Annotated in this window: 23 protein-coding genes; 20 read left to right on the forward strand and 3 right to left on the reverse strand. The window is 44.4% G+C overall.

What is annotated here, in order from left to right; genetic code table 11:
* The first annotated feature begins 124 nt into the window (after positions 1–124).
* From UQ64_RS02290 to UQ64_RS02330, 9 genes are all read left to right on the forward strand, one after another.
* Positions 125–1423, forward strand: a complete 1299-nt coding sequence (locus UQ64_RS02290; RefSeq protein WP_060621915.1) for an NCS2 family permease — start codon at positions 125–127, stop codon at positions 1421–1423.
* 129 nt (positions 1424–1552) lie between these two features.
* Positions 1553–3736, forward strand: coding sequence for a HelD family protein (locus tag UQ64_RS02295; RefSeq protein ID WP_060621916.1), 2184 nt, complete (start codon positions 1553–1555; stop codon positions 3734–3736).
* Between the two features lie 396 nt (positions 3737–4132).
* A complete protein-coding gene (locus UQ64_RS02300) occupies positions 4133–4414 on the forward strand; it encodes a CD3324 family protein (RefSeq protein WP_060621917.1) in 282 nt (93 codons plus the stop codon).
* 242 nt (positions 4415–4656) lie between these two features.
* Positions 4657–5961, forward strand: a complete 1305-nt coding sequence (locus tag UQ64_RS02305) for a replication-associated recombination protein A (protein ID WP_060621918.1) — start codon at positions 4657–4659, stop codon at positions 5959–5961.
* 375 nt (positions 5962–6336) lie between these two features.
* Positions 6337–7353: an ABC transporter ATP-binding protein gene (locus tag UQ64_RS02310; protein ID WP_060621919.1), complete on the forward strand. Its 1017-nt coding sequence runs from the start codon at positions 6337–6339 to the stop codon at positions 7351–7353.
* Positions 7340–8275 carry an ABC transporter ATP-binding protein gene (locus tag UQ64_RS02315; protein WP_060621920.1) on the forward strand — a complete coding sequence of 312 codons (936 nt, stop codon included), beginning with the start codon at positions 7340–7342 and terminating at the stop codon, positions 8273–8275. Before UQ64_RS02310 ends, UQ64_RS02315 begins: the two co-directional genes overlap by 14 nt.
* Before the next feature lie 4 nt (positions 8276–8279).
* Positions 8280–9242 (forward strand): oligopeptide ABC transporter permease, encoded by a 963-nt coding sequence (gene opp4B / locus UQ64_RS02320; RefSeq protein ID WP_060621921.1) that lies wholly within the window; start codon positions 8280–8282, stop codon positions 9240–9242.
* 27 nt (positions 9243–9269) lie between these two features.
* Positions 9270–10175: an ABC transporter permease gene (locus tag UQ64_RS02325; RefSeq protein WP_060621922.1), complete on the forward strand. Its 906-nt coding sequence runs from the start codon at positions 9270–9272 to the stop codon at positions 10173–10175.
* 18 nt (positions 10176–10193) lie between these two features.
* Complete coding sequence (locus UQ64_RS02330) at positions 10194–12041, forward strand: oligopeptide ABC transporter substrate-binding protein (RefSeq protein ID WP_060621923.1); 1848 nt, start codon at positions 10194–10196, stop codon at positions 12039–12041.
* Positions 12042–12139: 98 nt separating this feature from the next.
* On the opposite strand, the gene mnmA is transcribed toward UQ64_RS02330, so the two are convergent.
* The gene (gene mnmA, locus UQ64_RS02335; RefSeq protein ID WP_060622035.1) at positions 12140–13261 is read right to left on the reverse strand and encodes a tRNA 2-thiouridine(34) synthase MnmA; all 1122 of its coding nucleotides are present in this window, start codon (positions 13259–13261) and stop codon (positions 12140–12142) included.
* A 292-nt stretch (positions 13262–13553) separates the two neighbouring features.
* Between mnmA and cymR the strand changes: the two genes are divergently transcribed.
* From cymR to UQ64_RS02345, 3 genes are all read left to right on the forward strand, one after another.
* On the forward strand, positions 13554–13973 hold the full coding sequence (gene cymR / locus UQ64_RS02340; RefSeq protein ID WP_042191066.1) for a cysteine metabolism transcriptional regulator CymR: 420 nt from the start codon (positions 13554–13556) through the stop codon (positions 13971–13973).
* A gap of 161 nt (positions 13974–14134) precedes the next feature.
* Positions 14135–14335, forward strand: a complete 201-nt coding sequence (locus tag UQ64_RS32770) for a hypothetical protein (protein ID WP_425339564.1) — start codon at positions 14135–14137, stop codon at positions 14333–14335.
* A 338-nt stretch (positions 14336–14673) separates the two neighbouring features.
* Positions 14674–15324 carry a hypothetical protein gene (locus UQ64_RS02345; RefSeq protein WP_060621924.1) on the forward strand — a complete coding sequence of 217 codons (651 nt, stop codon included), beginning with the start codon at positions 14674–14676 and terminating at the stop codon, positions 15322–15324.
* Positions 15325–15365: 41 nt separating this feature from the next.
* Here the strand turns inward: UQ64_RS02345 and UQ64_RS02350 are convergent, their stop codons facing one another.
* Positions 15366–16610 carry a sialidase family protein gene (locus tag UQ64_RS02350; RefSeq protein WP_060621925.1) on the reverse strand — a complete coding sequence of 415 codons (1245 nt, stop codon included), beginning with the start codon at positions 16608–16610 and terminating at the stop codon, positions 15366–15368.
* A gap of 168 nt (positions 16611–16778) precedes the next feature.
* Between UQ64_RS02350 and UQ64_RS02355 the strand changes: the two genes are divergently transcribed.
* The 3 genes from UQ64_RS02355 (at position 16779) to UQ64_RS02365 (ending at position 19645) form a co-directional block, all read left to right on the forward strand.
* A complete protein-coding gene (locus tag UQ64_RS02355) occupies positions 16779–17153 on the forward strand; it encodes a hypothetical protein (RefSeq protein ID WP_060621926.1) in 375 nt (124 codons plus the stop codon).
* A 160-nt stretch (positions 17154–17313) separates the two neighbouring features.
* Positions 17314–18522, forward strand: a complete 1209-nt coding sequence (locus UQ64_RS02360; RefSeq protein ID WP_060621927.1) for a glycosyltransferase — start codon at positions 17314–17316, stop codon at positions 18520–18522.
* A 25-nt stretch (positions 18523–18547) separates the two neighbouring features.
* The gene (locus UQ64_RS02365) at positions 18548–19645 is read left to right on the forward strand and encodes a glycosyltransferase family 4 protein (RefSeq protein ID WP_060621928.1); all 1098 of its coding nucleotides are present in this window, start codon (positions 18548–18550) and stop codon (positions 19643–19645) included.
* Positions 19646–19770: 125 nt separating this feature from the next.
* On the opposite strand, the gene UQ64_RS02370 is transcribed toward UQ64_RS02365, so the two are convergent.
* Complete coding sequence (locus UQ64_RS02370; protein ID WP_060621929.1) at positions 19771–20445, reverse strand: SOS response-associated peptidase; 675 nt, start codon at positions 20443–20445, stop codon at positions 19771–19773.
* A 156-nt stretch (positions 20446–20601) separates the two neighbouring features.
* Here UQ64_RS02370 and UQ64_RS02375 point away from each other — a divergent pair, with 156 nt between their 5' ends.
* The 5 genes from UQ64_RS02375 (at position 20602) to UQ64_RS02395 (ending at position 24554) form a co-directional block, all read left to right on the forward strand.
* Complete coding sequence (locus tag UQ64_RS02375; protein ID WP_060621930.1) at positions 20602–21051, forward strand: 2-thiouracil desulfurase family protein; 450 nt, start codon at positions 20602–20604, stop codon at positions 21049–21051.
* A 230-nt stretch (positions 21052–21281) separates the two neighbouring features.
* Positions 21282–22427: a cysteine desulfurase family protein gene (locus UQ64_RS02380; protein WP_060621931.1), complete on the forward strand. Its 1146-nt coding sequence runs from the start codon at positions 21282–21284 to the stop codon at positions 22425–22427.
* A gap of 100 nt (positions 22428–22527) precedes the next feature.
* A complete protein-coding gene (locus UQ64_RS02385) occupies positions 22528–23049 on the forward strand; it encodes a PRC-barrel domain-containing protein (protein WP_060621932.1) in 522 nt (173 codons plus the stop codon).
* Between the two features lie 14 nt (positions 23050–23063).
* The gene (locus tag UQ64_RS02390; RefSeq protein WP_036677557.1) at positions 23064–23273 is read left to right on the forward strand and encodes a hypothetical protein; all 210 of its coding nucleotides are present in this window, start codon (positions 23064–23066) and stop codon (positions 23271–23273) included.
* A gap of 213 nt (positions 23274–23486) precedes the next feature.
* Entirely contained in the window at positions 23487–24554 is a 1068-nt protein-coding gene (locus UQ64_RS02395; RefSeq protein ID WP_060621933.1) for an AI-2E family transporter, read from the forward strand.
* Positions 24555–24882 lie beyond the last annotated feature (328 nt).

Consider the following 24882-nt stretch of genomic DNA (forward strand, 5'->3'; position numbering starts at 1 on the left):
GGGGCTGCAAGATGCAGACCACAAATAGGCATAATAGCTAAACCGGGATGAGCCGCTGATTATAAGCCTTATTATCCGGGTAATATCCGCCTGCGGAACTTAATATCAGTGGAGGTTTTTGTACATGAAATCGAATTTTTGGCGAAATAGTGTAGGGCTTGCGCCTGAAAATGACTGGAAACGAGAATGGGCTGCTGGGATCCTCTCGTATTTTGCTTCGGTATATATTGTGATGGTGAATGCGGCCATTCTTCATGACGCCGGTATGCCGCTTAGACCAGCGATGGTAGCTACACTATTGACTGCTATTACAGGCTGTCTACTGATGGCCTTCGGCGGGAAGACGCCGATCATCGTGGTACCAGGGATGGGGATAAACGCATTTTTCACATACACACTTGTGCATTCTATGAATTTGGGTTGGAGAGAGGCACTGACTGTTGTCGTTATAACCGGTGTGTTATTCGCAATCGTGGCCTTCACCTCGCTCTACCGAATTCTTAGTGAGGCGATTCCTCAAAACCTGCAGCATGCCATTACAGTCGGGATAGGGCTTTTTCTGACCTTTATAGGACTGCAAAAAAGTGGGATTGTGATTGCACATCAGACCACGTTTGTCGCTATAGGACATTTTAGTGATCCAGCAGTTATCACTTCCTGTGTAACCTTGTTGCTCGCTTTAGTGCTGTTTATCCGGGGAACTAACGGTGGTTTGTTAATCAGTATGCTGGTTGGTACAGGTCTAGCCTACTTGCTGGGAGCGGCTCACGCGCCAGAGAAGCAGGCATCGGGGCATGTATTTACGGGTTATGGAAGCTTATTTCTGGGAATGGACTGGAGCGGCATAGTGAGCCTTGTGTTCTGGATTGCTGTTTTCTTACTATTGTTAATTGTTGTATTCGAAAATATCGGGCTAGTCGCCTCACAGACGACGATGGCAGGGCGTCCTGAGCGCTTCAAGAGTAGCTTACGAGCACTCTCTATTGCCAATATCGCTGCAGGTCTCTTCGGAAGCAGTCCTGTAGTAGCCGCTGCGGAATCTAATGCAGGCATTGCTGCAGGTGGACGTTCGGGCCTGACCTCACTTGTGGCAGGGCTTCTGTTCGGGGCGACATTCTTGTTCCTCCCTCTGCTCTCCTACATTCCAGACAGTGCAATCGCTCCGATCTTGATTGTAATTGGTGGGCTTATGGTACAGAATGTGCGTGAAATGGACTTGGGAGATTTGACAGAGCTCTTTCCTTCTTTTCTTATCATGGTCATGATTCCATTCACCTATAGCATCGTAGATGGTATGGCTTTTGGTTTCATTACTTATCCAATCGTGAAGCTTGCGGTGGGCAAGGGCAAGGAAGTACCCCCTGCGCTGTATGGGATTGCGGGCTTGTTTGTAGCTAACTTTATATTGCAAGCTGTGCTCTAGTGGTGTATCGCTTGAAAGATTTGGTATTTAAGCGCTGATTATGCTACAATGGGTATCCTTTTTGTGTGAGAAGAGGGAATGAGGAGAATGAAAATTTAAGCTCCATAAACTTTTAGGAGGTAACTGAAATTGGAAGACAACTTTCAAAGTGCCTATCAAGAGGAAGAAGACAGGCTGAATCAAGCGCTTACTGAGATTGACACCTTACTGGAGAAACTTAACCAGACTCCGGTGTACACGGGACACGATTATACGGAACAGGTGTTAGAAGCGAACCGTGAACAGAAGCGCAAAGATCTTGCCAAGCTTCGGCAGGAGCCTTATTTCGGACGGCTTGATTTTCAGGGCAAGGATGAGAAGCAGCGTAAGGCACTCTATATAGGCAAAATCGGCGTAGACCGCGAGCAGGTAAGCGACCGTCCGCTAGTCATCGACTGGCGCGCACCGGTAGCAAGCCTGTTCTATTCGTTTACCGGTGGTACGGAGCCAGCCACCTATGAAGCTCCTGAGGGACTGATAGAAGGACTGGTATACCTCAAACGCAACGTGGTGATTCGTAAGCAGATTCTGGAGCGGGTCGCAGATACGTTCAATCGCGAGAGCGACGCACCTGCGGTATCAGACGAGTTCCTCGTCTATCGCTTGGGGGAGAACAAAGATAATCGTCTCCGTGATATCGTATCGACCATCCAGGAGGAGCAGGACAAGATTATCCGTGCCGCCAAAAATACAGCATTGATCATTCAGGGCGTAGCGGGAAGTGGTAAAACTACAGTTGCACTACACCGGTTAGCCTTTTTGCTGTATCAATACAAGGATCAGGTTTCTGCAGAAAAAATGATTATTTTTGCTCCGAACCGGATGTTTCTGGATTATATCTCGGATGTGCTGCCTGAACTTGGAGTAGGTAATATTGCTCAGAGTACTTTTCCGGATTGGGCGGCAAATGTGCTAGGTCTGGAGCTTCCAGAACAGGATGCAATGGAGACGATGAACCGCTGGTTCGAGACTCCTGGCGGCATGCCAGTGATTACAGAAGAGACACCGGGACGTTTCAAGGGCTCTACGGTTCTGATGAGTATTATTGAATCTAGCATTAAGCTGCTGGAGACAAGTTCAGTTCCTGAGGGGGATTTCATCCCGTGGGAAGGCGCTGTGCTGCGCCGGTCGATGATCCTGCGTTGGCATAATGAGGAGTACGCTCCTTATCCGCCAGCGAAGCGTAAGGAACGTGTAATGGCACGAATACATCGCTGGATTGAGATGGAGCTGAAGAAGAGTCCGTCAGCTGCAGCTATGAAGGATCGCAAGAAAAAAGGTGCTGCGAGAGAAAAAGCATACAGTGCAAAATGGCCTAAGTATGATCCGCTGACGATCTACAAGCAAATCTTCCGTGCGGCTAAAGTCCCGGAAGATTGGCCGGTGGATCCACCAGAGAATATTCCGGCAGCTGTGCTGAAGGAAACGGCAAAAGAGCTGAAAAAAGGAATCATACGCGAAGAGGATTTACCGCCTCTGTTATATATTTATTATCTTTTGAATGGAAACGAAGGCGGCAGTCGTTTTGACCATGTGGTGATCGATGAAGCCCAGGATTTCTCCCCCTTCCAAATTGCTGTGCTGGATTTATACGTACGTGGACATTCCTTTACGATCCTGGGTGATCTGTCGCAGGGCATACACGCCTATAAAGGCGTACACGCATGGGAAGAGATGCAGACCTTGTTTGCCCCTGAGAACACGGCTTATCATGCGCTGACACGCAGCTATCGTTCAACCATGGAAATTATAGACTTCGCTAATGGAATTCTATCTTCCGGTGTGGAAAGCTCATTGCTGGCCGTTCCTGTTTTTCGTAGTGGAGATCCCGTGCGAATGATCGCCTACGGCGAGGAGACTGGGGAACTGGTGGCTGATGAGCTAGCTCGTCTGCAGACAATAAGTAACTCACTGAAGTCCTTGTCTGGAAGGGAATACCGTACGGTGGCTGTGCTAACGCGTAGTCTACGTGAAGCCACAGTGCTGTACGCTGAACTGGAGCAGCATTTTGAGGATATTCATTTGATCGACGGTAGCATGACGCAATATCAGGGTGGATTATCGGTGCTACCGGTGTATTTATCTAAAGGTTTGGAATTTGATGCGGTGATTTTAGCAGATGCCGATCAAGATCATTACGGGGCTACTGCTTGGGATGCGAAGCTGATGTATGTAGGCTGTACACGAGCACTTCACGAGCTGTGGTTACTCCATAATGGGGAAATGCCTTCCTATGTGCAAACGACGGCTGAAAGCGATTCTGAAGGGAACTAAGACTGGTGGAGAACAGTTATAACTGTTTTTGAACTTGTAACTCCCCTACGGGTATGGCTTAATAATAAGTGTCCGGCCGGGCAAGAACACTTCTGGAAGGAGGCTGATTGAGATGATTTCAGTATACGAGGTGGTTTCCGTCTAAGACGGAAACCCGCTTAAAGCGAGGAGGCCGTAAGGCCTCCTTATTTCAAAACATGAGAGATATATGTACCGTTTATCCATTAGTATACGAAATATGAATTAGAATGTAGACGCTACCAAGAGGTTTTTATATAATGAAATTACGGATTTTTCCAAATATGAGGAGAAGAAAGGAGGCAGGTGACGTGGAAATTACATTATCAGTAGTTGACGGACGCATAGGAACACACCTGTTGAAGGAGGAAATGCAAGTTGAGTTATGTAAATGGGAAGGATGTGCTCCCCCCTGGCTTGCTCAAAGAGCTTCAGGGATACATCCAAGGTGAACTGCTCTACATCCCGAAGAAAACGGAAGAGCGGGTTAGATGGGGCGAGAACAGCGGTTCAAGGAAAGAGATTGCAGACCGCAATGAGGAAATTTTCAGTTGTCATCGAAAAGGCGATTCTGTAGCAGAGCTTCAGAAGAAGTATCATCTGTCGGAAGAGAGCATTCGAAAAATCATATCAAAAATGCGGCTGGCAATAAATTGCTAGCGTATAATTCAAGCATAAACGCCTTTGGCGTCCCTATAAGGACGGTAAGCGTTATGCGAGAAATAATAAGGATAAAGTATAGCGTGAAACCTATACTTTCTTATATTTTGAAAAAAGAGCATGGCTCCCGCCTTTCTAAGACGAGATCATGCTCTTTTTATTTTTTGCGAAAAATAAGTCTATGGTATGATAAAGGGAGATGTACATTGGCTTTTATAAGAATATAGCAAGGAAGTGGAGTTATGGATTTATTTTCTATGGGAGAGGACAACGGGGGCGGACGGTTACTTGCGGATCGGATGAGACCGGAGAATCTGGATGAATATATTGGTCAAGAACATATCATAGGCCGGGGAAAGCTGCTGCGAAGAGCGATTGAGGCAGATCAGGTCTCTTCAATTTTGCTCTATGGACCTCCTGGATGCGGCAAAACAACATTGGCTCATATCATTTCTCATCACACGCAAGGTGAATTCGTACGCCTGAATGCGGTGGAAGCTTCCGTGAAGGATGTGCGGGAGGTCATTGAACGAGCTCAAAATAATAAAACACTTTACGGCTCTAAGACGATTCTTTTTCTGGATGAGGTACATCGGTTTAATAGTTCACGTCAGGATGCGCTATTACCAGCAGTAGAAAAAGGAACCATCACATTTATTGGCGCAACTACGGAGAATCCGTTCCATTACGTTAACGGAGCACTTATGAGCCGTTCTACCTTGTTTCAGCTGGAGGCGCTAACAAGTGAACACAGTCTGATCGCGATGCGCAGGGCTTTAGCGGACAAAGATAGAGGGCTTGGATTCATGGAGCTTCAGGTCGATGAAGAAGCATTGCTGCATATCGCTACCATGGCCAACGGAGATATTCGGCGGGCATTAAATGCACTGGAATTAGCTGCGTTAACTACTGCTCCGGAGGTAGATGGAAGTGTGCATATCACATTGGAGGTGGCGGAAGAGTCGATTCGGCGCCCTATTGTGAAAGCAGATGAATCGACGCAGTATGATGTGCTTTCCGCTTTTCATAAAAGCATTCGTGGCTCCAGTGATGCTGCATTGTTCTGGTTTCTATATGCGGTAGAGAAGCTTGGAATGGACCCGATGACGTTTATTCGTCGTCTGATTGCGGCCAGCAGTGAGGATATTGGACTGGCGAATCCGCAGGCCATGGTCCAAGCCGTGAGCGCGCTCGAAGCTTATCGGAATAATGGTTGGCCAGAAGCGAAGCTGAATATTGCGCAAGCCATTCTTTTTGCGGTGGAGAGTCCGAAGTCTAATGCCGTCTATACTGCGATTTCAAATGCAATGGCGAGTATGGATGAGATTAAATCCGCCGAGGTACCGCTACACTTAAGAGACACCCATTATAAAGGGGCTACTGCATTAGGGCATGAAGGGTATCAATATCCGCACAATTTCCCGGGGCATTATGTGAAACAGGAGTATCTGCCTAAGGAGATTTCTCAGCGTGTCTTTTATCAAGCGACTGAGCAAGGAAATGAAATTAAGATTCGCCACAACCAACGACTCCGACGAGAACAATAGCCGACCAGCCACTGTATTACCTTCCATTTTCATACTGAAGAGCAAATAAATTTAAAGTGACATAGAAAATTATTTTTCCTAAAAAAAGGCGGCCTAGTGCCGTTTTTTTGTTGTCTACGTTACTTTTAATCACATGAATGAAATTTTTTTATAGGAAAAGATTGATAATTTACCATAAGTTAATTAAAATGAACTACAAAGTTACGGAGAAGCAAGTTTTAATTCCGATGGAAGTACTTATAGTATTCTTAATGGTGTTAATAATTATAACAGTACATGTTTTGATATGTTTCATGAAAATGATGTTATTTAAATTAAAATTTACATAATATTTCACTATGCAAATTTTGAAATTATGCTGCTAGGGGGATTAATTTGAGCGAAGAATTGCTAGAAATCAAGAATTTGTCGACATCGTTCAGAATCGTAGATGACTATTATGCTGCTGTAGACGATGTTACCCTGTCCGTTCGCAAAAATGAGATTCTTGCCATTGTTGGAGAATCCGGCTCAGGAAAAAGTGCGCTCGCCTTTTCAATTATGGGATTGCACACAAGGGCCAAAATAGACGGACAAATCAAATACAAGGGTCATGACATCGTTACTATGTCTCCTGCTGCACTCAACAAGCTGCGCGGCCAAGAAATGTCTATGATATTTCAAGATCCTTTATCCGCTTTAAATCCGCTAATGATTATCGGTTCACAGATTGAAGAAGTACTCATCCTACATGATTCCAAGCTTTCGAAGAAGCAAAGAAAAGAGAAGGTCATTGATCTTTTGAACAAGGTTGGAATCTCCCGTCCCGAACATACATATCAGCAGTATCCCCACGAACTATCTGGTGGAATGAGGCAGAGGGTTGTAATTGCTATTGCGATTGCCAATAGCCCCAAGCTTTTGATCGCCGATGAGCCAACTACGGCACTAGATGTAACTATCCAACTACAAATCCTTGAACTTATTAAAAGATTAAAAAACGATATGGAAGCAGGCATTATCTTAATTACTCATGATCTAGGGGTTGTGAGCGAAATGGCTGACCGGGTTGCGGTAATGTACGCTGGGCAAATCGTAGAAATCGCAGATATTTTTACGTTAACGTCTAATCCGAAGCATCCATATACTAGGTCCTTGTTGAACTCCATTCCAACCGTTAAAGAGGAGAAATCCAGACTTCATGTGATTCAGGGGATTGTCCCGCCACTACAGAATCTTCCGCGCAAAGGATGCCGCTTCTCGGCCCGAACACCTTGGATTCCGGAGTGGGAGCATGAGGAGAACCCGCAGCTCCATGAAGTAGCCCCCGGACATTTTGTTCGCTGCACCTGCCATTATAACTTTCATTTCCCTGATACTAGCGAGGAGGCAAGCCACAATGGGACTTCTTGAGGTTAAAAATTTAAAGGTTCATTTTCCGATCCATGGAGGCATCTTCCGAAAAGTAGTGGGCGAGGTCAAGGCTGTAGACAACGTTAGTTTTACTATTGAAGCTGGGCAAACCTACGGATTGGTAGGTGAATCTGGATCAGGGAAGACGACTACAGGTCGTGCAATCATCGGACTCAATTCTATTACTAGCGGCAGTGTGATTTTTGAAGGACAGGATTTGGCTTTAAAGGGTGTACGTAAGCAAAAAAATATCCGCAAGGACATTCAGATGATCTTTCAAGATCCGTACTCTTCTTTAAATCCTAAGAAACGAGTGTTGGATATTATTGCTGAACCCTTACGTAATTTCGAAAAAATGTCTCCAGGGGAAGAAAAACGCCGCGTGCAGGAATTGCTTTTGCAGGTTGGATTAAGCCCTGAGAATATTCTTAAATATCCACATGAATTCTCGGGGGGGCAGCGGCAGCGGATTGGTATTGCAAGAGCCATTGCACTCAAACCGAAGTTGATTATTGCGGATGAGCCTGTCTCTGCGCTGGATGTTTCCGTACAGGCACAGGTGCTGAATTTTATGCAGGATATTCAAAAAGAACTGAATCTAACTTTTCTGTTCATCAGTCATGATCTCGGGATCATAAGGCATATGTGTGATCATATTGGGATTATGTATAAAGGGCGGCATGTCGAGCAAGGCACCGCTAAAGATATTTTTGACAATCCTCGCCATATTTATACCAAACGTCTAATTGCTGCCATTCCTGATATTGATCCGAAGCAAAGAGAGAAGCAGACGGAGTTTAGGAAATCAGTAAGTATGGAATATGAACAAGCGCACCGGAATTATTTTGATGAACAAGGCATGCCTTATCCATTGAAATCCATTTCCGAGACTCATCTGGTAGCCTTGCCTGAGAAAGGTTGAGAATATGTGGAAGATAATTGTTCGTAGAATTCTTATTATGATTCCTCAAATATTTCTATTAAGTATTCTTGTTTTTCTAATGGCGAAGGCGATGCCAGGAGATGCGTTATCAGGGATGCTTGATCCAAATATTGATCCTGCGGCCATCGACGCGATGAGAGAAAAGCTAGGCTTAAATGATCCATGGTACATCCAGTACTGGGATTGGATCACTAAAGCGATACAAGGGGATTTTGGTCAATCTTTCCGATTCAAAATGCCTGTGTCTGAACTTATCGGTCAACGTCTCATGAATACCCTTTGGCTGGCGATTGTCACGCTGATCCTTACATACCTTATTGCTATTCCACTTGGTATCACTAGCGGTCGTTATAACGATTCATGGCTGGATCGCCTGATTACTGGTTACACCTATATCGGCTTTGCTGCACCATTGTTTATTTTCGCCCTCTTAATGGTATGGGTCTTCGGGTTTCACTTTCATTGGTTTCCTACTAGCGGCAGTGTCAGTCCTGGAGAAGTTCCGGGTACATTAAGTCACTTCTGGAGTAAATTCTACCATCTGCTACTGCCCGCGTTATCTATGGCACTAATTGCAACGGTGGGGACAGTACAATACCTGCGGAATGAGATCATTGATACGAAACAAAAGGATTTCATCCTCACGGCAAGAGCCAAAGGCGCTTCAGAGTCACGCGTCTACAACCGCCATATCCTGAGAAATTCCTTACTGCCGATTGCTGCATTCTTCGGGTATGAGATTACTGGACTCATCGGTGGTACGGTGTTCGTTGAAAGTATCTTCAGCTATCCGGGTATGGGTATGCTGTTTCTCAGTTCGATAACGATACGGGATTTCAGCGTAGTAACGGCTCTAGTTCTCCTCTATGGGGTTGCTGCCATCGTCGGTGCGTTGTTATCAGACATTATCTTAAGTATCGTAGATCCTCGTATCCGGATTAAATAAGAAGATGAACACTTTGAGGTGAATAAAATGGCAAAGACGAGCGCAGAGATAGCTCTGCTGCAGGAAACAGATAAAAGTCCATCAGGCTTCAGAATTGTTTGGCGAGAGATTATGCGGGATAAATTGGCTTTGGTCTCACTGATTTTTCTATTTGCGATTATCGCCGCTGTTTATGGGATTTCCTTATTTTTAGATCAAAAAGAAATTGTTACGGTTGACTTGTTCGCCCTGTATGAGAAGCCTTCGGCTGTACACTGGCTGGGGACCGATTATGGAGGACGAGATGTATTCGGTCAATTAATTATAGGCACACGAAATTCCATGTCGATTGCTTTTATGGTTACTTTTTTTACGGGAATCATCGGTATACTAGTTGGCCTGTTCTCTGGATATTTTGGGGGAACGGTAGATAATATTTCGATGCGTGTTGTAGATTTCTTCATGATTTTGCCTTTTATAATGATTGTTATAGCTTTCGTAAGTGCAGTTCCTAAATACAATACGTTAACCTTCTCCTTTATCATGACTGCCTTTCTATGGATGGGGATTGCCAGATTAATTCGTTCCAAGACGTTACAAGAGAAGGAACTGGATTACGTTCAGGCATCTAAGACCCTAGGCTCCTCCAATCTTAAAATAATGTTCACTCAAGTTCTGCCGAACTTAAGCTCAATTATTATCGTCACGATGACTTTAAATTTGGCAGCTAATATTGGATTGGAATCAGGCCTATCCTTTCTAGGTTTTGGTTTTCCAGAAAGTACACCCAGTCTAGGTACTCTAGTAAGCTATGCGAGAAATCCGCAAACGCTTGAGTTCAGATGGTGGATCTGGTTACCCGCATCACTGCTGATCTTGGTACTGATGTTGAGTATAAATAATGTAGGTCAAGCGCTCAAACGTGCGACCGACGCAAGACAAAGAAAAGGATAATAAGGGAGGAAATTGTTAATGAGAAAACCCATCCGTTCCAAGGCACTACTAGTTTCATTAATGTTTGTAATGTTGTTCGCCCTTGCAGCCTGTGGCTCCAAGAACAACAACGGAGCGGCTGAGTCAACAGCTGCACCAAGTGCCAGTGCCCCTGCGGAAACTGCAAAAGCGACGGCAGCGCCTGATGCAGAAGACGGACTTTATAACATTAAAGACTTCAGTAACATTAAGACTAATCAAGGTGAAGCTATTGATGGCGGAACAATTACTTTTGGACTTGTTTCCGACAGTCCATTTGAAGGTACCTTGAACTTGAACTTCTATTCTGGAGCTCCAGATGCTGAAGTCCTGAATTGGTTCGATGAAGGCTTGTTAACTTGGGACAAAGACTATGTATACACGAATGATGGTGCAGCAACTTATGAAGTAGCAGAAGATGGACGGACCTTCACCTTTACGATTCGCGACAATGTGAACTGGCAGGATGGAAAGCCAGTGACAGCAGAAGATTGGCTGTTTGCGCATGAGGTTATTGGTAATCCGAAATATGATGGTCCACGTTACGGTTCTGACTTTACTAATATTGAAGGTATGGAAGAATACCACTCCGGAAAAGCAAAGACCATTTCTGGTATTAAAGTACTGGGTGAGAAGAAGCTGCAAATTACTTATCTTAAATCCTCACCTTCCCTGTTAACGGGTGGCATATGGATTTATCCATTAGCTAAACATATCTTTGGTGGTATGGATGTTGCCAAAATCTCCTCATCCCCTGAAGTTCGTCAAAAGCCAATTGGCTTTGGAGCTTTTAAAGTGGAAAGCATTGTTCCTGGTGAGTCTGTAGTATTCGTTAAGAATGAAGATTACTGGCGCGGCGCACCTAAACTGGATAAAGTAATTTTGAAGGTAATCAACCCAACGACTGTTGTACAAGAACTGAAGTCTGGTGGAGTTGACTTGGTGGATGCCTTCCCTATTGATCAATTCCCAGATAATGCAAAAATGTCAAATGTCGAGTATCTTGGTGCTGTTGACCGTGCATATACGTATATTGGGTTTAAGCTAGGTAAATGGGATGCTGAGAAAAAAGTTGTTGCCACCGATCCTAAAGCTAAAATGGCGGATGTGAACCTGCGTAAAGCCATGTGGGCTGCTGTAGACAATGATACAGTGGGTAAGAAATTCTATAGTGGTCTTCGCTGGAATGCGACAACTTTAATTCCACCTTCCCATCCGGAATTTCATGATGCTTCTAATCCAGGTGTACCTTTTGATCCAGAAGCTGCTAAGAAGATCTTAGATGACGCTGGTTACAAACTTAACGGTGAATTTAGAACGAATCCGGATGGCAGCGAGCTGAAGATTAATTTCATCTCGATGACCGGATCGGACATTGCTGAACCATTGGCTCAATATTATGTACAATCCTGGAAAGCAATTGGTCTGAATGTAACTTTGGAGATGGTAGAATTTAATACGTTCTATGATCGTGTTGGACAAAATGGTGAGGATGATCCTTCTGTGGATGTTTACCAAGGTGCTTGGACTGTAGGGATTGATGTTGATCCAACAGGTCTTTATGGTAAAGACGCAATCTTTAACTTCCCGCGTTACTCGAGTGCAGAGAATGATCGTTTGCTCACCGAAGGAGTCTCCGAGGCTGCATTCGATGTAAATAAACGTAAAGAGATCTATAAAGAATGGCAACAGTTTATGGTTAACGAGATTCCTGTATTCCCTACGCTTTATCGTGCTGCCCTAGTTCCGGTAAACAACCGTATATTGAATTATGGAATTGGTGATGGCACTGGTCTCTACTATAACGACATTGCAGTTTCTGCGGATAAATCTGCAGTAGCTCAGTAAGTTGAAATAGTGGGAGTTAGTTTAATTCAAATGGTATTATAAAGACAGCAGTTCAGGGAGTGATTTCTGAACTGCTGTTTTTTTGTTATAGACTTCACTTATGCCTGCGCTGAAGGTACAACCTTCTCTGCATATTCGATCGTGCCGCCACCGAGACATTGCTCACCGAGATAGAAGACAACGGCTTGGCCAGGTGTTATAGCTTTTTGCGGAACATCAAAGTCTACGTTTATTGTTCCATCTTCCCGCGTTGTAAGAGTCACACCTTGATCTGGCTGGCGGTAACGGAATTTGGCGGTGCATTTTAGCGGCTCCTTACCAAGTTCCTTTCCATCAATCCAGTTAACACCGGAGGCAATCAGACTCGTGGAGTACAGGCTGTGGTGCTTGTCTCCTTGAACTACATAAAGAATGTTACGGCTAAGGTCTTTTTCGGCTACAAACCAAGGTTCGCCGTTACCGGATCCACCAATGCCAAGGCCTTGACGTTGACCCAATGTATAGTACATAAGTCCATCGTGGCGGCCTTTGATTTCCCCAGTTGCGATATCTACCATATCACCCGATTGTGCCGGGAGATACTGGCTAAGGAATTCACGGAAATTACGCTCACCGATGAAGCAAACGCCTGTGCTGTCTTTTTTCTTGGCAGTATAGAGTCCGGCTTCTTCGGCAATTCTCCGAACTTCCGGTTTAGGAAGATGACCAATCGGGAACATCGCTTTAGAGAGTTGATACTGGCCCAGCGCGTTCAAGAAATAGGTCTGATCTTTATTGTTGTCTACACCGCGGAGCAGCTTGTACGCACCATCTTCTTCTATAACACGTGCATAATGTCCAGTCGCTACATAATCGGCGCCAAGCTGAAGGGCTTTGTTCAGGAACTCTCCGAATTTAATCTCGCGGTTGCACATGACGTCTGGATTAGGCGTCCGGCCAGCCTTATATTCATCGAGAAAATACGAAAATACTTTGTCGAAGTATTCCTTCTCGAAATTAACGGTATAGTAAGGAATATCAATCTGCTCGCATACGCGGCGAACATCCTCTGCATCGCTTTCGGCTGTACATACTCCGAATTCGTCGGTATCGTCCCAATTCTTCATAAAGATGCCGATGACGTCATAGCCCTGCTGCTTGAGCAGAAGCGCCGTGACGGAGGAATCGACCCCTCCGGACATGCCGACGACGACACGGGTGTCTTGTTTTGCTTTTGTCATCGTAATCACCATTTCTGTACCCAAAATACCGGTCATTCATGGAACACCCGGCTCAAAATGTATTATAACATACCTGTCTACTGTAAACCCTAAAATAAGAGGGGGAGAATAGAAAAATGTCCACCAGGGGTGAACATTTTTGCAAAATGTTTCGTTTGCCATTTCATTTGTGACTTCGAATATGATAACATAAACTAAGAGTAATCATCGGAATACCTTGATATGACAAACGCATGACTTACCGAATCAATAGTATACAATAACTAGAAACTAAACCGAAAGAGGTGCCCCTTTGAAAATATCAACCAAAGGACGTTACGGACTAACAATTATGATGGAGCTTGCACTGAAATTTGGTGAAGGACCGACCTCACTTAAGAGTATCGCTGAGAAAAACGGACTTTCCGAACATTATCTAGAGCAACTAATCGCTCCCCTGCGGAACGCAGGACTCGTAAAAAGTATACGTGGCGCATACGGTGGCTACATTCTATCACGTGAGGCTAGTGCTATCACAGCGGGTGACATCATTCGTGTGCTGGAGGGTCCGATTTCTCCAGTTGATTTCACTGAAGAAGATGATGCGGCAAAACGCGATTTATGGTTGCGTATTCGCGATAGCATTGCCGACGTTCTGGATTCCACAACGCTTCATGACTTGATTAATTATAAAGAAGAGAGCTTGGCAGACAACTATATGTTTTATATTTAAAGCTATTTGTAGAAAAAGTTTTAACGCGTCCTTCTCAAGAAATTTGGGGAGGACGTTTCTTTTTTTAGCTTACGTATCAGTATTAAATTAATTTTTCAGTAGAAGGACTGACCATTTATTCGGAAAAAATGATATAATTATTAGATCAGTGTGTAGAGATATTGGTCATTATTTCAATCATTTCAGTAAACACTATTGCCCCTATTATTGTGGGGTTGGAACGCGGCTTCAGTAGGGAAGTGTATATAGATACACTAAAGATTATTCCGTTTATGTGGATGATCGTAGTTTTATCCGTAAGATTAGTTGCAGGGCCGATTGTTGGGAAAGTGATGAAAAAACTTCCTTCACATCTGGCCTAGAAACTTTGGTATAGCATTTTGGATTGAACTATTGGTCGCGCAGCCGATAGCCAGACTTGCAATGAAAACATTGCATGCACGGCAAGATCGTAAAACAGAAACTGTGAATGCGTAACTGGCAGGATTGTTAACGAGAGCACCTGTATCCTTCAAGAGAATAAAAAACACAAGAAATAGCTCGTTAACCTTAACTGGTCGGCGAGCTATTTTGTGTTGTTTTGTCGGAGTGCGAACCACGCTTCTCATAAGAAGCGAGAAGAAAGGAGACTATTTCGTGGGCAAAGCATACAATGGTGACGATATGGGTAATAAGCATTACTCAGATAAGGAGGTTTATCATGAAAAAATCAACGATAACAGCAATCCTTGTTCTGCTGTCTACCCTGATTCTGGGCGCATGCAGCAACAACGAGGCGGCTAACGAAGAGAAGCTAACAGCGACTACCACACCAGCAATTCCCGTTAATGAGATAACTGTCACCCCTAAACCATCCAATCCTCCAGAAAAAAACCACCCTCAGCCATCGGATCGTCCTCTAACCCAAACGTTCGATGAACTGGAGGGGGGCGTTCCTGTTCAGACGGGTACACTAACACAGGGCGAAGGATATTCGCTATATATATTTGAGGGGTTCTCCTTGAATGCGAAAACTGGCCGATTATCGCTGGGCAAAGACCCTGACTATTATGCGGATATTGAACCATTGTCGTCTGGCTACGATCTCGTTTCCTTGAAGCAACAAGGCCAAGCTGAGCTGTCTGCCAACGGAGAGCCAAACGACTATAGTGGAGAACTTATCGAGCATCCGTTAGGCTATGCAGAACTTTACTTGCAGACAAGCCATGCGAACGGCTTGGTGGACTACATGATTTGGAAAAATCAAGCCGGAGACGCCTATCTTTTCCATACACATAACCCAAAAGGTGAGTTATCAGAAAAATTTTCTCCATGGTTAATGGTTTCGCTGTCAACAATTGAGGCGAATTAACCTCTGATTTATTGAGTAAATAGATATAACAAGATCTCCATTTATGTGATAACTACATCAGAATATCCTGCAAAAATAGTCTGTGTACCAGGACTAGTATCCGTCCATACCCCGATGTATCCACCTGGAGGAACGGAAGTAATATCAATATAATCTCCAATTAAGGTGACCGGTCCAACACCACCAGCGTTCGGATCGAAGGAGACGTTCGTTATTCTTGTGTTCGTAAATGTCTGACCACCGTTGATGGACCGTGCGACATATACATCTAGTAAGAATCCGTTAATTTGGTTGCTGTAATAGATCACATTCACTACGCCAGTCAAAGGATCGACATCGATCGCAGGGAAGAAGTTCTGGGATCCTGCGGGTGCACCGGTAATACTTACTGGAGTGCTCCAAGTCAAGCCCCTGTCATTTGAAATAGACATGAATACATCAGAATACCCTTGGCGGAAATCCTGCCAGATGGTATACACACGGTTGGTAAAGGGTCCGACCGACCGATCCGTTGAAATATTCGCAAACGTTAAGACACGGAAAGCATAACCAGGAACGGGCAGAACTATGGGTACTGGTACGATCAAGGACACGAGGACAGGGGGACTAAATGTTGTACCACCATCAAAAGAGGGTCTGATCACAAATCGGAATTCTGGATTTGTTGTAATCCAGGCCCCGTACACCGTGCCTATCAAATCCACCGCAACATCGGGACGTTCTACTTGATTAGCTTCACTGGAAAGCAGGACAGGGGTATCCCATGTCGCTCCATTATCTCGGGAACGACTAAGGAATGCTGTTGAATTACCTCCGTTAGCTACATTGAACTGATGATTGTAGGAAACATAGATGTTTCCTAAATATGGGCTTGATTGTCCTACATCGATTGTGATATTCGTTTCGTCATTATTGATGTAGGTTCCAAATCCACTGCTTACAATTACGGGACTGCTGAAAGTAGTACCGTTGTTGGTGGAAATATAACAAATAGTCGTTCCATCTGAAGCGCCGGGAAATGCATGTGCAGAAATGACAAATGTATTTGGAAAGGAATACGCAACAGCAGGTGCTTCGGCTCCAGTAAATCCTGGGGGTAGAGGCAGTAAAGATTGCGACCAGTTTGCACCGCCATCTAACGAGCGATACATCCCTATTAATGGAACTCCGGTTGTAGTATCGACAGCTACTGCGATCATAATTCCGGGAATGAGCAGATTCACAGCAATATAAGGTTCGAACTTTGGTGGCAAACCCGTCGTGACCTGAAAATTGAAATTTGTCATTGTCACCTCTCCTTTTTTTTCTTCAATCTATGATATGTAACTAGCAGAAAAGAAACTGTGTACATGTCTAGTTAGCTATTAATCCACGCTTTTCCCCTTCCTCTTGCCTCACAACTTTCAGCATTCTGTCGAATAAGTTGATAGAAAACAAGAGGAGGAATGAGAACAATGCCTTATACCACTGGTCTTATTACGAATACAAGAGCAACAGGAACTGCAGCAAGTTATGTGGCTGTCAGTGTTCGTAATACTAGTAACGCAAGCGCAATGGTGGTCGTTGAAGTCTTTGGCGTTCCATATTCAACGCTTGCAATTACACCGCTTTATGTCACAGGTTATTATGTTCCAGCAATGAGTTCCGATATTAGAGAGTTCTTCATTGCGGGGAATGTGTCTTACGAGGTTCAGCTAAGCACCCCTTATCCATTGGCAAATGTAGTGTGCTCCACATTTGGTTTGGACGAGTTCGGGAATCTTGTTACCGATCAGCGAGTGCTTCAAAGTGAATTAACGGAAATCTCCGCACTTTCTATACCTGTATAACAGTTGTTGGTGGAAAAATTAAGCAGCAATCCCCGGAAGAAATAGGGCGGTTGCTGCTTTTTTAGGCGCGCAATAAATCCTCTTAGGGCATTCACACAGGCACTAAGGTGAAATTTAAATATACTAATCTTATAGTCCAATGTAGAGAGAGGTGAAAATTATGGTGGATGTAGGGGTAGTTATGCCTTTGTATACCCAAAAGCCGGAATTTCTCCGGCAAGCTCTGGAGTCTGTTCTGCGCCAAACGTTCACCGAATTTCGACTGCTCATTGTAATTGATGGAGCACCAGAAATGGAACCGCTCGTGCGGTCCATAATTGCGGAGGATCCGAGAGTAGCTATTATCTCTTATGTACAAAACAGGGGTATCGCACATGCGCTGAATACGGGCTTCGAGCTTTTGTTTAACGAACCTAGTATTCAGTATTTGAGTTGGGTCTCCAGCGATAATGTTTATGAACCCCGGTTCCTCGAAATCCTTCGAGGTGCACTAGTGAAGGGGCCGCAGGAGCTAGGCATCGTGTACAGTTCATTTCAAAGTATAGATAATGAGGGGAATCTACTTCATAACGAACATCAATTGGCTACTCAGCGTAATTATCAGTCACAGCCAAAAATAAAACTGCTGGATTACTCGCTTATCGGCGTTTCTTTTATGTACAAATCGCAGGTTGCGAAGCTTGTTGGAGGGTACGGCATGGAACCGGTGGAGGATTATGATTACTGGCTGAGACTGGCTGAACATTGTGATATTCGATTTATACCCGTGGAGCTGGTTAATTATCGTGTGGACTCTACCTATAGTGTATCTGCACAGTTACATTCCACTGAAAATCATCGCAGATGGAGATATACTTATCACTTGACCCGCCATCAGGCGCGATTCCGTAGAGGAATTCCTCCTATGATTACCGTTTTATTTCCTGTAGTAAATGCTGGTGCGGAGGAAATAGCAAGGATAGAGAATCTGTATGAACAGACGTATAGCAATTATGAATGTCGGGTGCTGGATTTATCACTTACGGGTCAACCATCTGTTTTACTGAGTTCAATCCCTCATCCTGCAACGGAGTTCGTTTGTATGCCTGGAGTTAAGGAGTCGCACGCGATTTGTGGAGCGTTAGAGCACTTATCCACTCCCTATACGATAGTTCTAGGTCCAAAAATTTTTATTGGAGCCCTCGATATTGAATACATGCTGGAGGCCTTGATTAGTACCGGTGGAGACATGATCTCCAATTTTTATACGGATGATCATAGCTTGATTGGATTTCGGCACAGGTATACCCCATCGACTAAAACTCACTACTATAATGAGCTGTTTCGAAGTGCAGATTTGTATGATCTGTTGAAGATCTATTTTTCCTAAAATAATATGCGAATGAGTGATCGTAATGAAGATTTTGTTCACCTTCTTCAACCCGAGCGGCGGCATGCAAACCCTGAACCGAGTGCGCTGCCAAGCATTACATGATCGCGGTGTAGAGTGTCATTTGTTGTACACACACCCTGGAAAAGGGCAACAAAATATTCCTAATATTCAAACCTATATTACCAATAATGATGGCGAGATCAGGGGATTGCTCACTCGGGAAGCCTTTGACTTGATTGTAGTGTGTACGGATATTTACTTAGCGGAGAGGTTCAGGGGGGTTGGTTACAAGGGGCCGCTTGTTTTTGAGGTGCAGGGATTGGGGACGTTAGATGAAGCGGAGCAAGTTATTAATAATTTTAATGAGCGGATTCACAAGCTAACCGATGCACTACTCTATCCTGAAACCACCCATTTGCAGACGCTTTTTAAAGGTGGATTTCCCTCCATTCCTCAATATTGCTTTGACAATCCGATCGATTGCAATCAGTTTGGATATACCAATTATCCCACGAAAAGCTTTCCCATCCTCGGCTGGGTGGGACGAATTCAAACGAATAAGAATTGGAGAGAATTTCTACAAATCGGACAAAGGCTGCTGGCGATCCATCCCGAGCTATATTTATGGATTTTTCAGGACGATACGTTGTTTGAGCCGGAGCAAAAAGAAAGCTATGAACAATTTGTAGCCGAGACTGGGATTGCTTCACGTTTGATTTCGCATTCCAATGTTCCTCATGAGCAAATGGCAGATTATATGAGCATTATTGGTGATTCGGGAGGACTGCTCTGTTCCACCTCTATTCTCGAGGGATTTGGGTATGCGGTAGCTGAGGCGATGTTATGCCGTTGTCCTGTACTTACTACGGATTCAGATGGTATTCGGAGACTTGTCATTAATAATTACACTGGAAAAATATACAATAGAGGGCAGCTGGATGATGCTGTGAATGCGGCTCTATCCTTAATGCATGATCCAGCGCTACGGGCCAGTATTAGGCTGAATGGGGAATGGCATATCCGAAACAACCTTTCCTCCGAGCTGTATGCTGACAGATTTCTAAAGATGTCTCATCAATTGATTAGACGCAGGATTCATATTGAGCAGCGCTGGTCTTAACTCTGTGGTTAACCTGCAGGGTTAAGATGTTTTTTTAAATATAAGAATTTATATGCTTACGTTATAAATTATCCTTCTATTTCTCGCATAAACACTTACCGTCCTCATATGGACGCCGAAGGCGTTTATGCTTGTGCCTCTTCAATTAATTCCTTCGTATCATTTCGAACATTTCCGACAGCTGTGGAAACTGGGTAGACTCTCATTTTGTTTTGATCATACGGCTTCAGGAGCTTTATTAGAGAGGTAGAGTCCTGATTGCCGCGATCCAGCCATTCTGTCTCATCCTCAGGCTTCAAAATAACCGGCATGCGATTATGGATTTCGACCATAAGATCGTTCGGGGTAGTCGTTATAATCGTACAGGTACTTAGTTTGTTACCCTTAGGGTCCATCCAAATATCATATAATCCGGCCATAGAGAAAATACCCCCATCGCGCATCACGATCCGCATGGGTTGTTTGTTGCTACCTTGCACCTTCCATTCGTAGAAGCCATCAGAAGGGATAATGCAGCGGCGTGAGCTTACTAAGCGCTTGAAAGAAGCCTTTTCCAGTAGTGATTCTGCCCGTGCATTGATCATTTTACTGCCTATTTTGTCATCCTTTGCCCATGAAGGAACCAGACCCCAGCGCAGTTCCCCAAGCTTATTGCTGGAGCCTGTATTAATGACTGCAGGAATTTGCTGCATGGGCGCAGCGTTATATTTTGGCGCATAGTGGACAATGGTTGAATCATTCGCAAAATATCTGACCATCAGCTCTTCCATAGTGACGGTTATTGTATAACGTCCGCACATTATTTACACTCCCCATTCAGCAGATTAGAAGTTCGCTCAGTTTACAGCTAAAATACATCATGTTATGCTCGAAATATTTCTTAGCTTGTACGACTATTGATCGCCTGCGTCTTATTATAAACGAAGCGGAATGAATGAAAAAAGAGGTGCTCATTGGTGATTCTGGTAAGCTCTTGTCTAGCTGGCATGAAGGTAAGATATAATGGGACGGATTGTCTGGATGAAACGATCCAGAAGCTTTTGAATGAGAATAAAGCCATTGCGGTGTGTCCGGAGTTATTAGGGGGATTCTCTACGCCTAGAGAGCCAGCCGAAATCATTGGTGGGAATGGCGAGGATGTGCTGGCAGGAACGGCTAAAGTAGTGGATCGTTCAGGTACAGATGTTACAGATATGTATTTAGAGGGTGCTTATATCACGCTTGCAAAAGCCCAAGAGGTCTCAGCTACGATGGTAGTGCTTAAAGAAAACAGTCCTTCTTGCGGCAGCGCCATGATTTATAATGGGGAATTCAAAGGGAAAAAAATAGCCGGAAATGGCGTTACTACAGCTTTACTTCGAAAAAATGGCATAAAGGTAACCTCTGAAGAGAATTGGCTATTATAATCCTAGCTTTCATAGGGAAATGATTACAATATTGTGTTCTTTCGCTTGTGGAAAACTCACTTCTCGCGCGGTATAATTTAATAGTTCCAAGTATAAACGTCTTCGGCGTCCTTATAAGGACGGTTAGCGTTTAAGCGAGAAATATAAGGATAATGTATAACGTGAAACTTATACTTTCTTATATTTTTAGAAGAACTATTTTCCTATACTCTAGAAGCGGAGAAATGAATATGAAAACCATCTATTTGGACCACGCCGCATCAACCCCGGTTCATCCCGAGGTGGCTAAGGTCATGCTGAATATAATGACAGAACAATACGGAAATGCGTCTAGTGTACATCAGTTCGGGCGTTCAGCTAAAAGAATATTGAATGGGGCGCGCGATTCTATCGCCGCCTTTTTGGGCTGTTTATCGGAAGAGTGGGTGTTCACTGGAGGCGGCACAGAGAGTGACAATTTAGCACTCTATGGAGCAGCAGCTGCAGTTTCCCATAAAGGAAAACATATCATCACCACCCAGATCGAGCATCATGCAGTGTTACATACCTGCGAAGAGCTAGAGAAGGAAGGTTTCAAAGTAACCTATCTTCCTGTGGATTCGACGGGCAGGGTATCCGTCACAGACTTAGAAGCAGCGTTGCAGGAAGACACGGTGCTGATTAGCGTAATGTATGCCAACAATGAGGTAGGTACCGTTCAGCCGATTCAGGAGATTGGTCAGCTCGCTAAAGAACGGGGGATTCTGTTCCATGTAGATGCTGTACAAGCTCTTGGTGCTCTTCCGATTACATTACGAGAGCTTCCAGTAGATTACATGAGCTTTACTGCTCATAAGATCAATGGACCTCAAGGGATCGGGGGTCTATACGTTCGAAGCGGAGCGCCGCTACATCCAAGACTTCATGGCGGCCTTCAGGAGCGCGGGAGACGTGCCGGAACAGAGAATCTAGCCGGAGCTGCTGGATTTGCCAAAGCCGTTGAAATAGCGGTTAAGGGGCTTTCAGAACGTCAACAGAATATGAAGTTCCTGCGGAACAGACTGCTCGGAGAGCTGGATACTCTGATTGGACGGGAGAGTTATTCGCTTAACGGTAATTCCGAGCACTTTTTACCTAGTATTCTGAATTTGAGCTTCCCAGGGGCTGGGACAGATGTTATGCTGATGAACCTGGATATGGAGGGGATTGCGGCAGCGAGCGGTTCGGCTTGCACGTCAGGATCACTGGAAATATCTCATGTTCTGAAAGCTATGGGACTTCCCAAAAATATTTTAGAGTCCGCGATTCGATTTAGTATCGGTTTGGGTAATACTACTGAAGAAATCGAGTACGTTGCTCGAAAAGTTGAAACCATTTTGAATCGCCTACGTAAATGAGACTAGTTACTTCTAGGTTTCGATCTGTATCGGGGCGATTCGGGCTTTTGGCTTTCTGAGAACTCGTAAGTACACTCAAAGTGAGGGGACCGAGGCAGCCATGAGACTTCAAGATCTGATCGGCTTGGCTGTATTTGAAGTTGAAGAGGGTAATGAAATCGGCAAGATTGTCGATATCCTGCTCGATTCAAACTGGAATATTACGGGTATTGAACTGGAAAGCAAATCTTTTTTTGGTGGTCATGTGAAATTTGTGGCATGGAAAGATATTGTGGCCTACGGCGAGGATGCTGTCATGATTCGTAGTAAAGAGTCGATTGATAAGGCAGATGCCGATCATATACCTTGTACTTTTCTACTTGGAAAGAACAAACTTAAGGATTTGAAAGTACTGACTACAACGGGAACTATACTTGGACGAATATCGGATGTTTATTTTGACCAAAAGTTGGGAAACACAATAGGAGCGCTGGAAATCAGTGACGGGCTTGTGACTGATTTGATCGAAGGCCGCAAATGGCTGCCTTGTTCTGATGAGATGTCCATTGGTGAGAATGCTTTAATGGTTCCTGCGATGAGCGAAGAACGGCTACAAAAAGCCATTAATATTGTTAACGGATAGGTGGAATGTATTATATGAAGTGTCCAAATTGCAACTCCAAAGATATCGGAAAGATTGGTTCCCACCAGTTCTATTGCTGGGGCTGTTTCATTGAATTGACGGTAAACGGCGAGAAGATGTCGGTTTATCAGGTTGAAGAAGACGGCACACTCAGCTCGCTAGACGATCTGTTCTCCGGGGATGATATGACTCAGGATTTCCCGCAAATTCATGCGTCGTCTTAACTATGAATCTTGCTTTGTAAGCAAGAATGATCTATGCACTTAAAGCGTCAATCTCCTTTCAGCTGAAATCAGCTGTAGGGTTATTGACGCTTTTTTTGGGCAAAGGTCTCACTTTGTGGGGTTATTTTATGTGCTCGATGGTTATTTTGCTGCGGCCATACATATACTTATTTACGAAGCTAGTCCAGTCTACAGCCGCAGGAGGGTACACTCATGGAGCAATGGTCCCAAAGTAAGTGGTTCCGCTGGATGATCGGAGTGCTGCTCTCCCTGATCATTTTGTATTTCGTTTGGTTGCTTCGTCCGATGCTGCAGGGGATATTTGTATTTTTGAAGGCAATCCTCGCTCCATTTCTGGCAGCTATGATTATTTCATACGTGCTGAATCCCGTCGTTAGTATGCTGGCCGGACGGAAGATGCCGCGTAGTGTAGCTGTTCTACTTATATATGCAGTGTTTTTAACGGCGATTGCAGTGATTGCCATTAACCTTATCCCGATGTTTATCGAGCAGCTGGAAGAGTTAAATGAACATTTGCCAGAGATGACGCTGCAAGCCCAAGGGCTGATGCGACACATGAATTCAAGACTAATACCGCCCGGGGTCGAGATGGGGATGAACAACTGGTTTTTTCAACTGGAGAGTCGTCTCGCAGAGGGGATTTCTAATTTTCTCGATAATATAGGGACAACGATTAACGTGCTGTTCAATGCTTTTATCGTGCCGTTTCTAGTGTTCTATATACTGAAGGATTTTGATGTGTTTGAACGGACGGTGGTCTCTTGTCTGCCCCGCGCACGGCGTAAGTCTATTGTTACCTTGTTAAAAGATATCGATGATGCACTTGGCAACTACATTCGTGGACAGTTTCTGGTCTGCATTATTATCGGTGTGCTCGCCTATATCGGTTACGCCATCATCGGAATGCCGTATGCTTTACTGTTCGCCAGTGTGGTAGCAGTTTTCAATATTGTTCCGTATATGGGGCCTTTTTTGGGGGCTGCACCAGCCATTGTGATGGCTTCGACAGTCTCGTTTCGTTTAGTGCTACTGGTTGCAGTGGTGAACACTGCGTGCCAAATTGTGGAGAGCAATATTATTTCTCCACAGGTGGTGGGGAGGAAGCTGCATTTGCATCCGCTGCTCATTATTTTTGCACTTCTGGTTGGCGGTGAATTGGCAGGAATGATAGGACTTATCCTTGCTGTACCGTTCTTCGCGGCTGCAAAAGTCGTTATTCAACACTTTATGACGTATTTAATCAAACGAAAGCCTGTATAAATAGGGTAAAACATTGACTATAGTCAACAGTTTTGTATATAATGTTGGGGAATATTACTGATGAACAATCAGTATATATAGTTGATCGATGATGAGGAGTATTAATTCTATACCGTTATTGCAGAGAGCCGGCACTCAGGTGCGAGCCGGTTAACGGAACGGAGTGAACTCACCTCTGAGAAACGGCGCAAGTTCAGGATATCCACTAGAAATAACGGATGTCCTAGGTGAACCGCCGTCGCCTCACCCCCGCTAAAGGGTGCAAAGTGAGTGGCAGAATAAAGTATATTCAGCCGCTAACTAGGGTGGTACCACGGGAATTATAACC

The sequence above is a fragment of the Paenibacillus etheri genome, from assembly GCF_001012825.1.
GTDB classification, from domain to species: domain Bacteria; phylum Bacillota; class Bacilli; order Paenibacillales; family Paenibacillaceae; genus Paenibacillus_AQ; species Paenibacillus_AQ etheri.

Excerpts from the sequence above, each read along its gene's own strand:
- UQ64_RS02370 (WP_060621929.1), bottom strand. The coding sequence starts at position 20,445 with ATGTGCGGACGTTATACAATAACCGTCACTATGGAAGAGCTGATGGTC.
- UQ64_RS02305 (WP_060621918.1), top strand. The coding sequence starts at position 4,657 with ATGGATTTATTTTCTATGGGAGAGGACAACGGGGGCGGACGGTTACTT.
- UQ64_RS02390 (WP_036677557.1), top strand. The coding sequence starts at position 23,064 with ATGAAGTGTCCAAATTGCAACTCCAAAGATATCGGAAAGATTGGTTCC.
- UQ64_RS02325 (WP_060621922.1), top strand. The coding sequence starts at position 9,270 with ATGGCAAAGACGAGCGCAGAGATAGCTCTGCTGCAGGAAACAGATAAA.
- UQ64_RS02395 (WP_060621933.1), top strand. The coding sequence starts at position 23,487 with ATGGAGCAATGGTCCCAAAGTAAGTGGTTCCGCTGGATGATCGGAGTG.
- UQ64_RS02290 (WP_060621915.1), top strand. The coding sequence starts at position 125 with ATGAAATCGAATTTTTGGCGAAATAGTGTAGGGCTTGCGCCTGAAAAT.
- UQ64_RS02345 (WP_060621924.1), top strand. The coding sequence starts at position 14,674 with ATGAAAAAATCAACGATAACAGCAATCCTTGTTCTGCTGTCTACCCTG.
- UQ64_RS02380 (WP_060621931.1), top strand. The coding sequence starts at position 21,282 with ATGAAAACCATCTATTTGGACCACGCCGCATCAACCCCGGTTCATCCC.
- UQ64_RS02360 (WP_060621927.1), top strand. The coding sequence starts at position 17,314 with ATGGTGGATGTAGGGGTAGTTATGCCTTTGTATACCCAAAAGCCGGAA.
- UQ64_RS02365 (WP_060621928.1), top strand. The coding sequence starts at position 18,548 with ATGAAGATTTTGTTCACCTTCTTCAACCCGAGCGGCGGCATGCAAACC.
- opp4B (WP_060621921.1), top strand. The coding sequence starts at position 8,280 with ATGTGGAAGATAATTGTTCGTAGAATTCTTATTATGATTCCTCAAATA.
- UQ64_RS02315 (WP_060621920.1), top strand. The coding sequence starts at position 7,340 with ATGGGACTTCTTGAGGTTAAAAATTTAAAGGTTCATTTTCCGATCCAT.
- UQ64_RS02355 (WP_060621926.1), top strand. The coding sequence starts at position 16,779 with ATGCCTTATACCACTGGTCTTATTACGAATACAAGAGCAACAGGAACT.
- UQ64_RS02330 (WP_060621923.1), top strand. The coding sequence starts at position 10,194 with ATGAGAAAACCCATCCGTTCCAAGGCACTACTAGTTTCATTAATGTTT.
- UQ64_RS02350 (WP_060621925.1), bottom strand. The coding sequence starts at position 16,610 with ATGACAAATTTCAATTTTCAGGTCACGACGGGTTTGCCACCAAAGTTC.
- UQ64_RS02385 (WP_060621932.1), top strand. The coding sequence starts at position 22,528 with ATGAGACTTCAAGATCTGATCGGCTTGGCTGTATTTGAAGTTGAAGAG.
- mnmA (WP_060622035.1), bottom strand. The coding sequence starts at position 13,261 with ATGACAAAAGCAAAACAAGACACCCGTGTCGTCGTCGGCATGTCCGGA.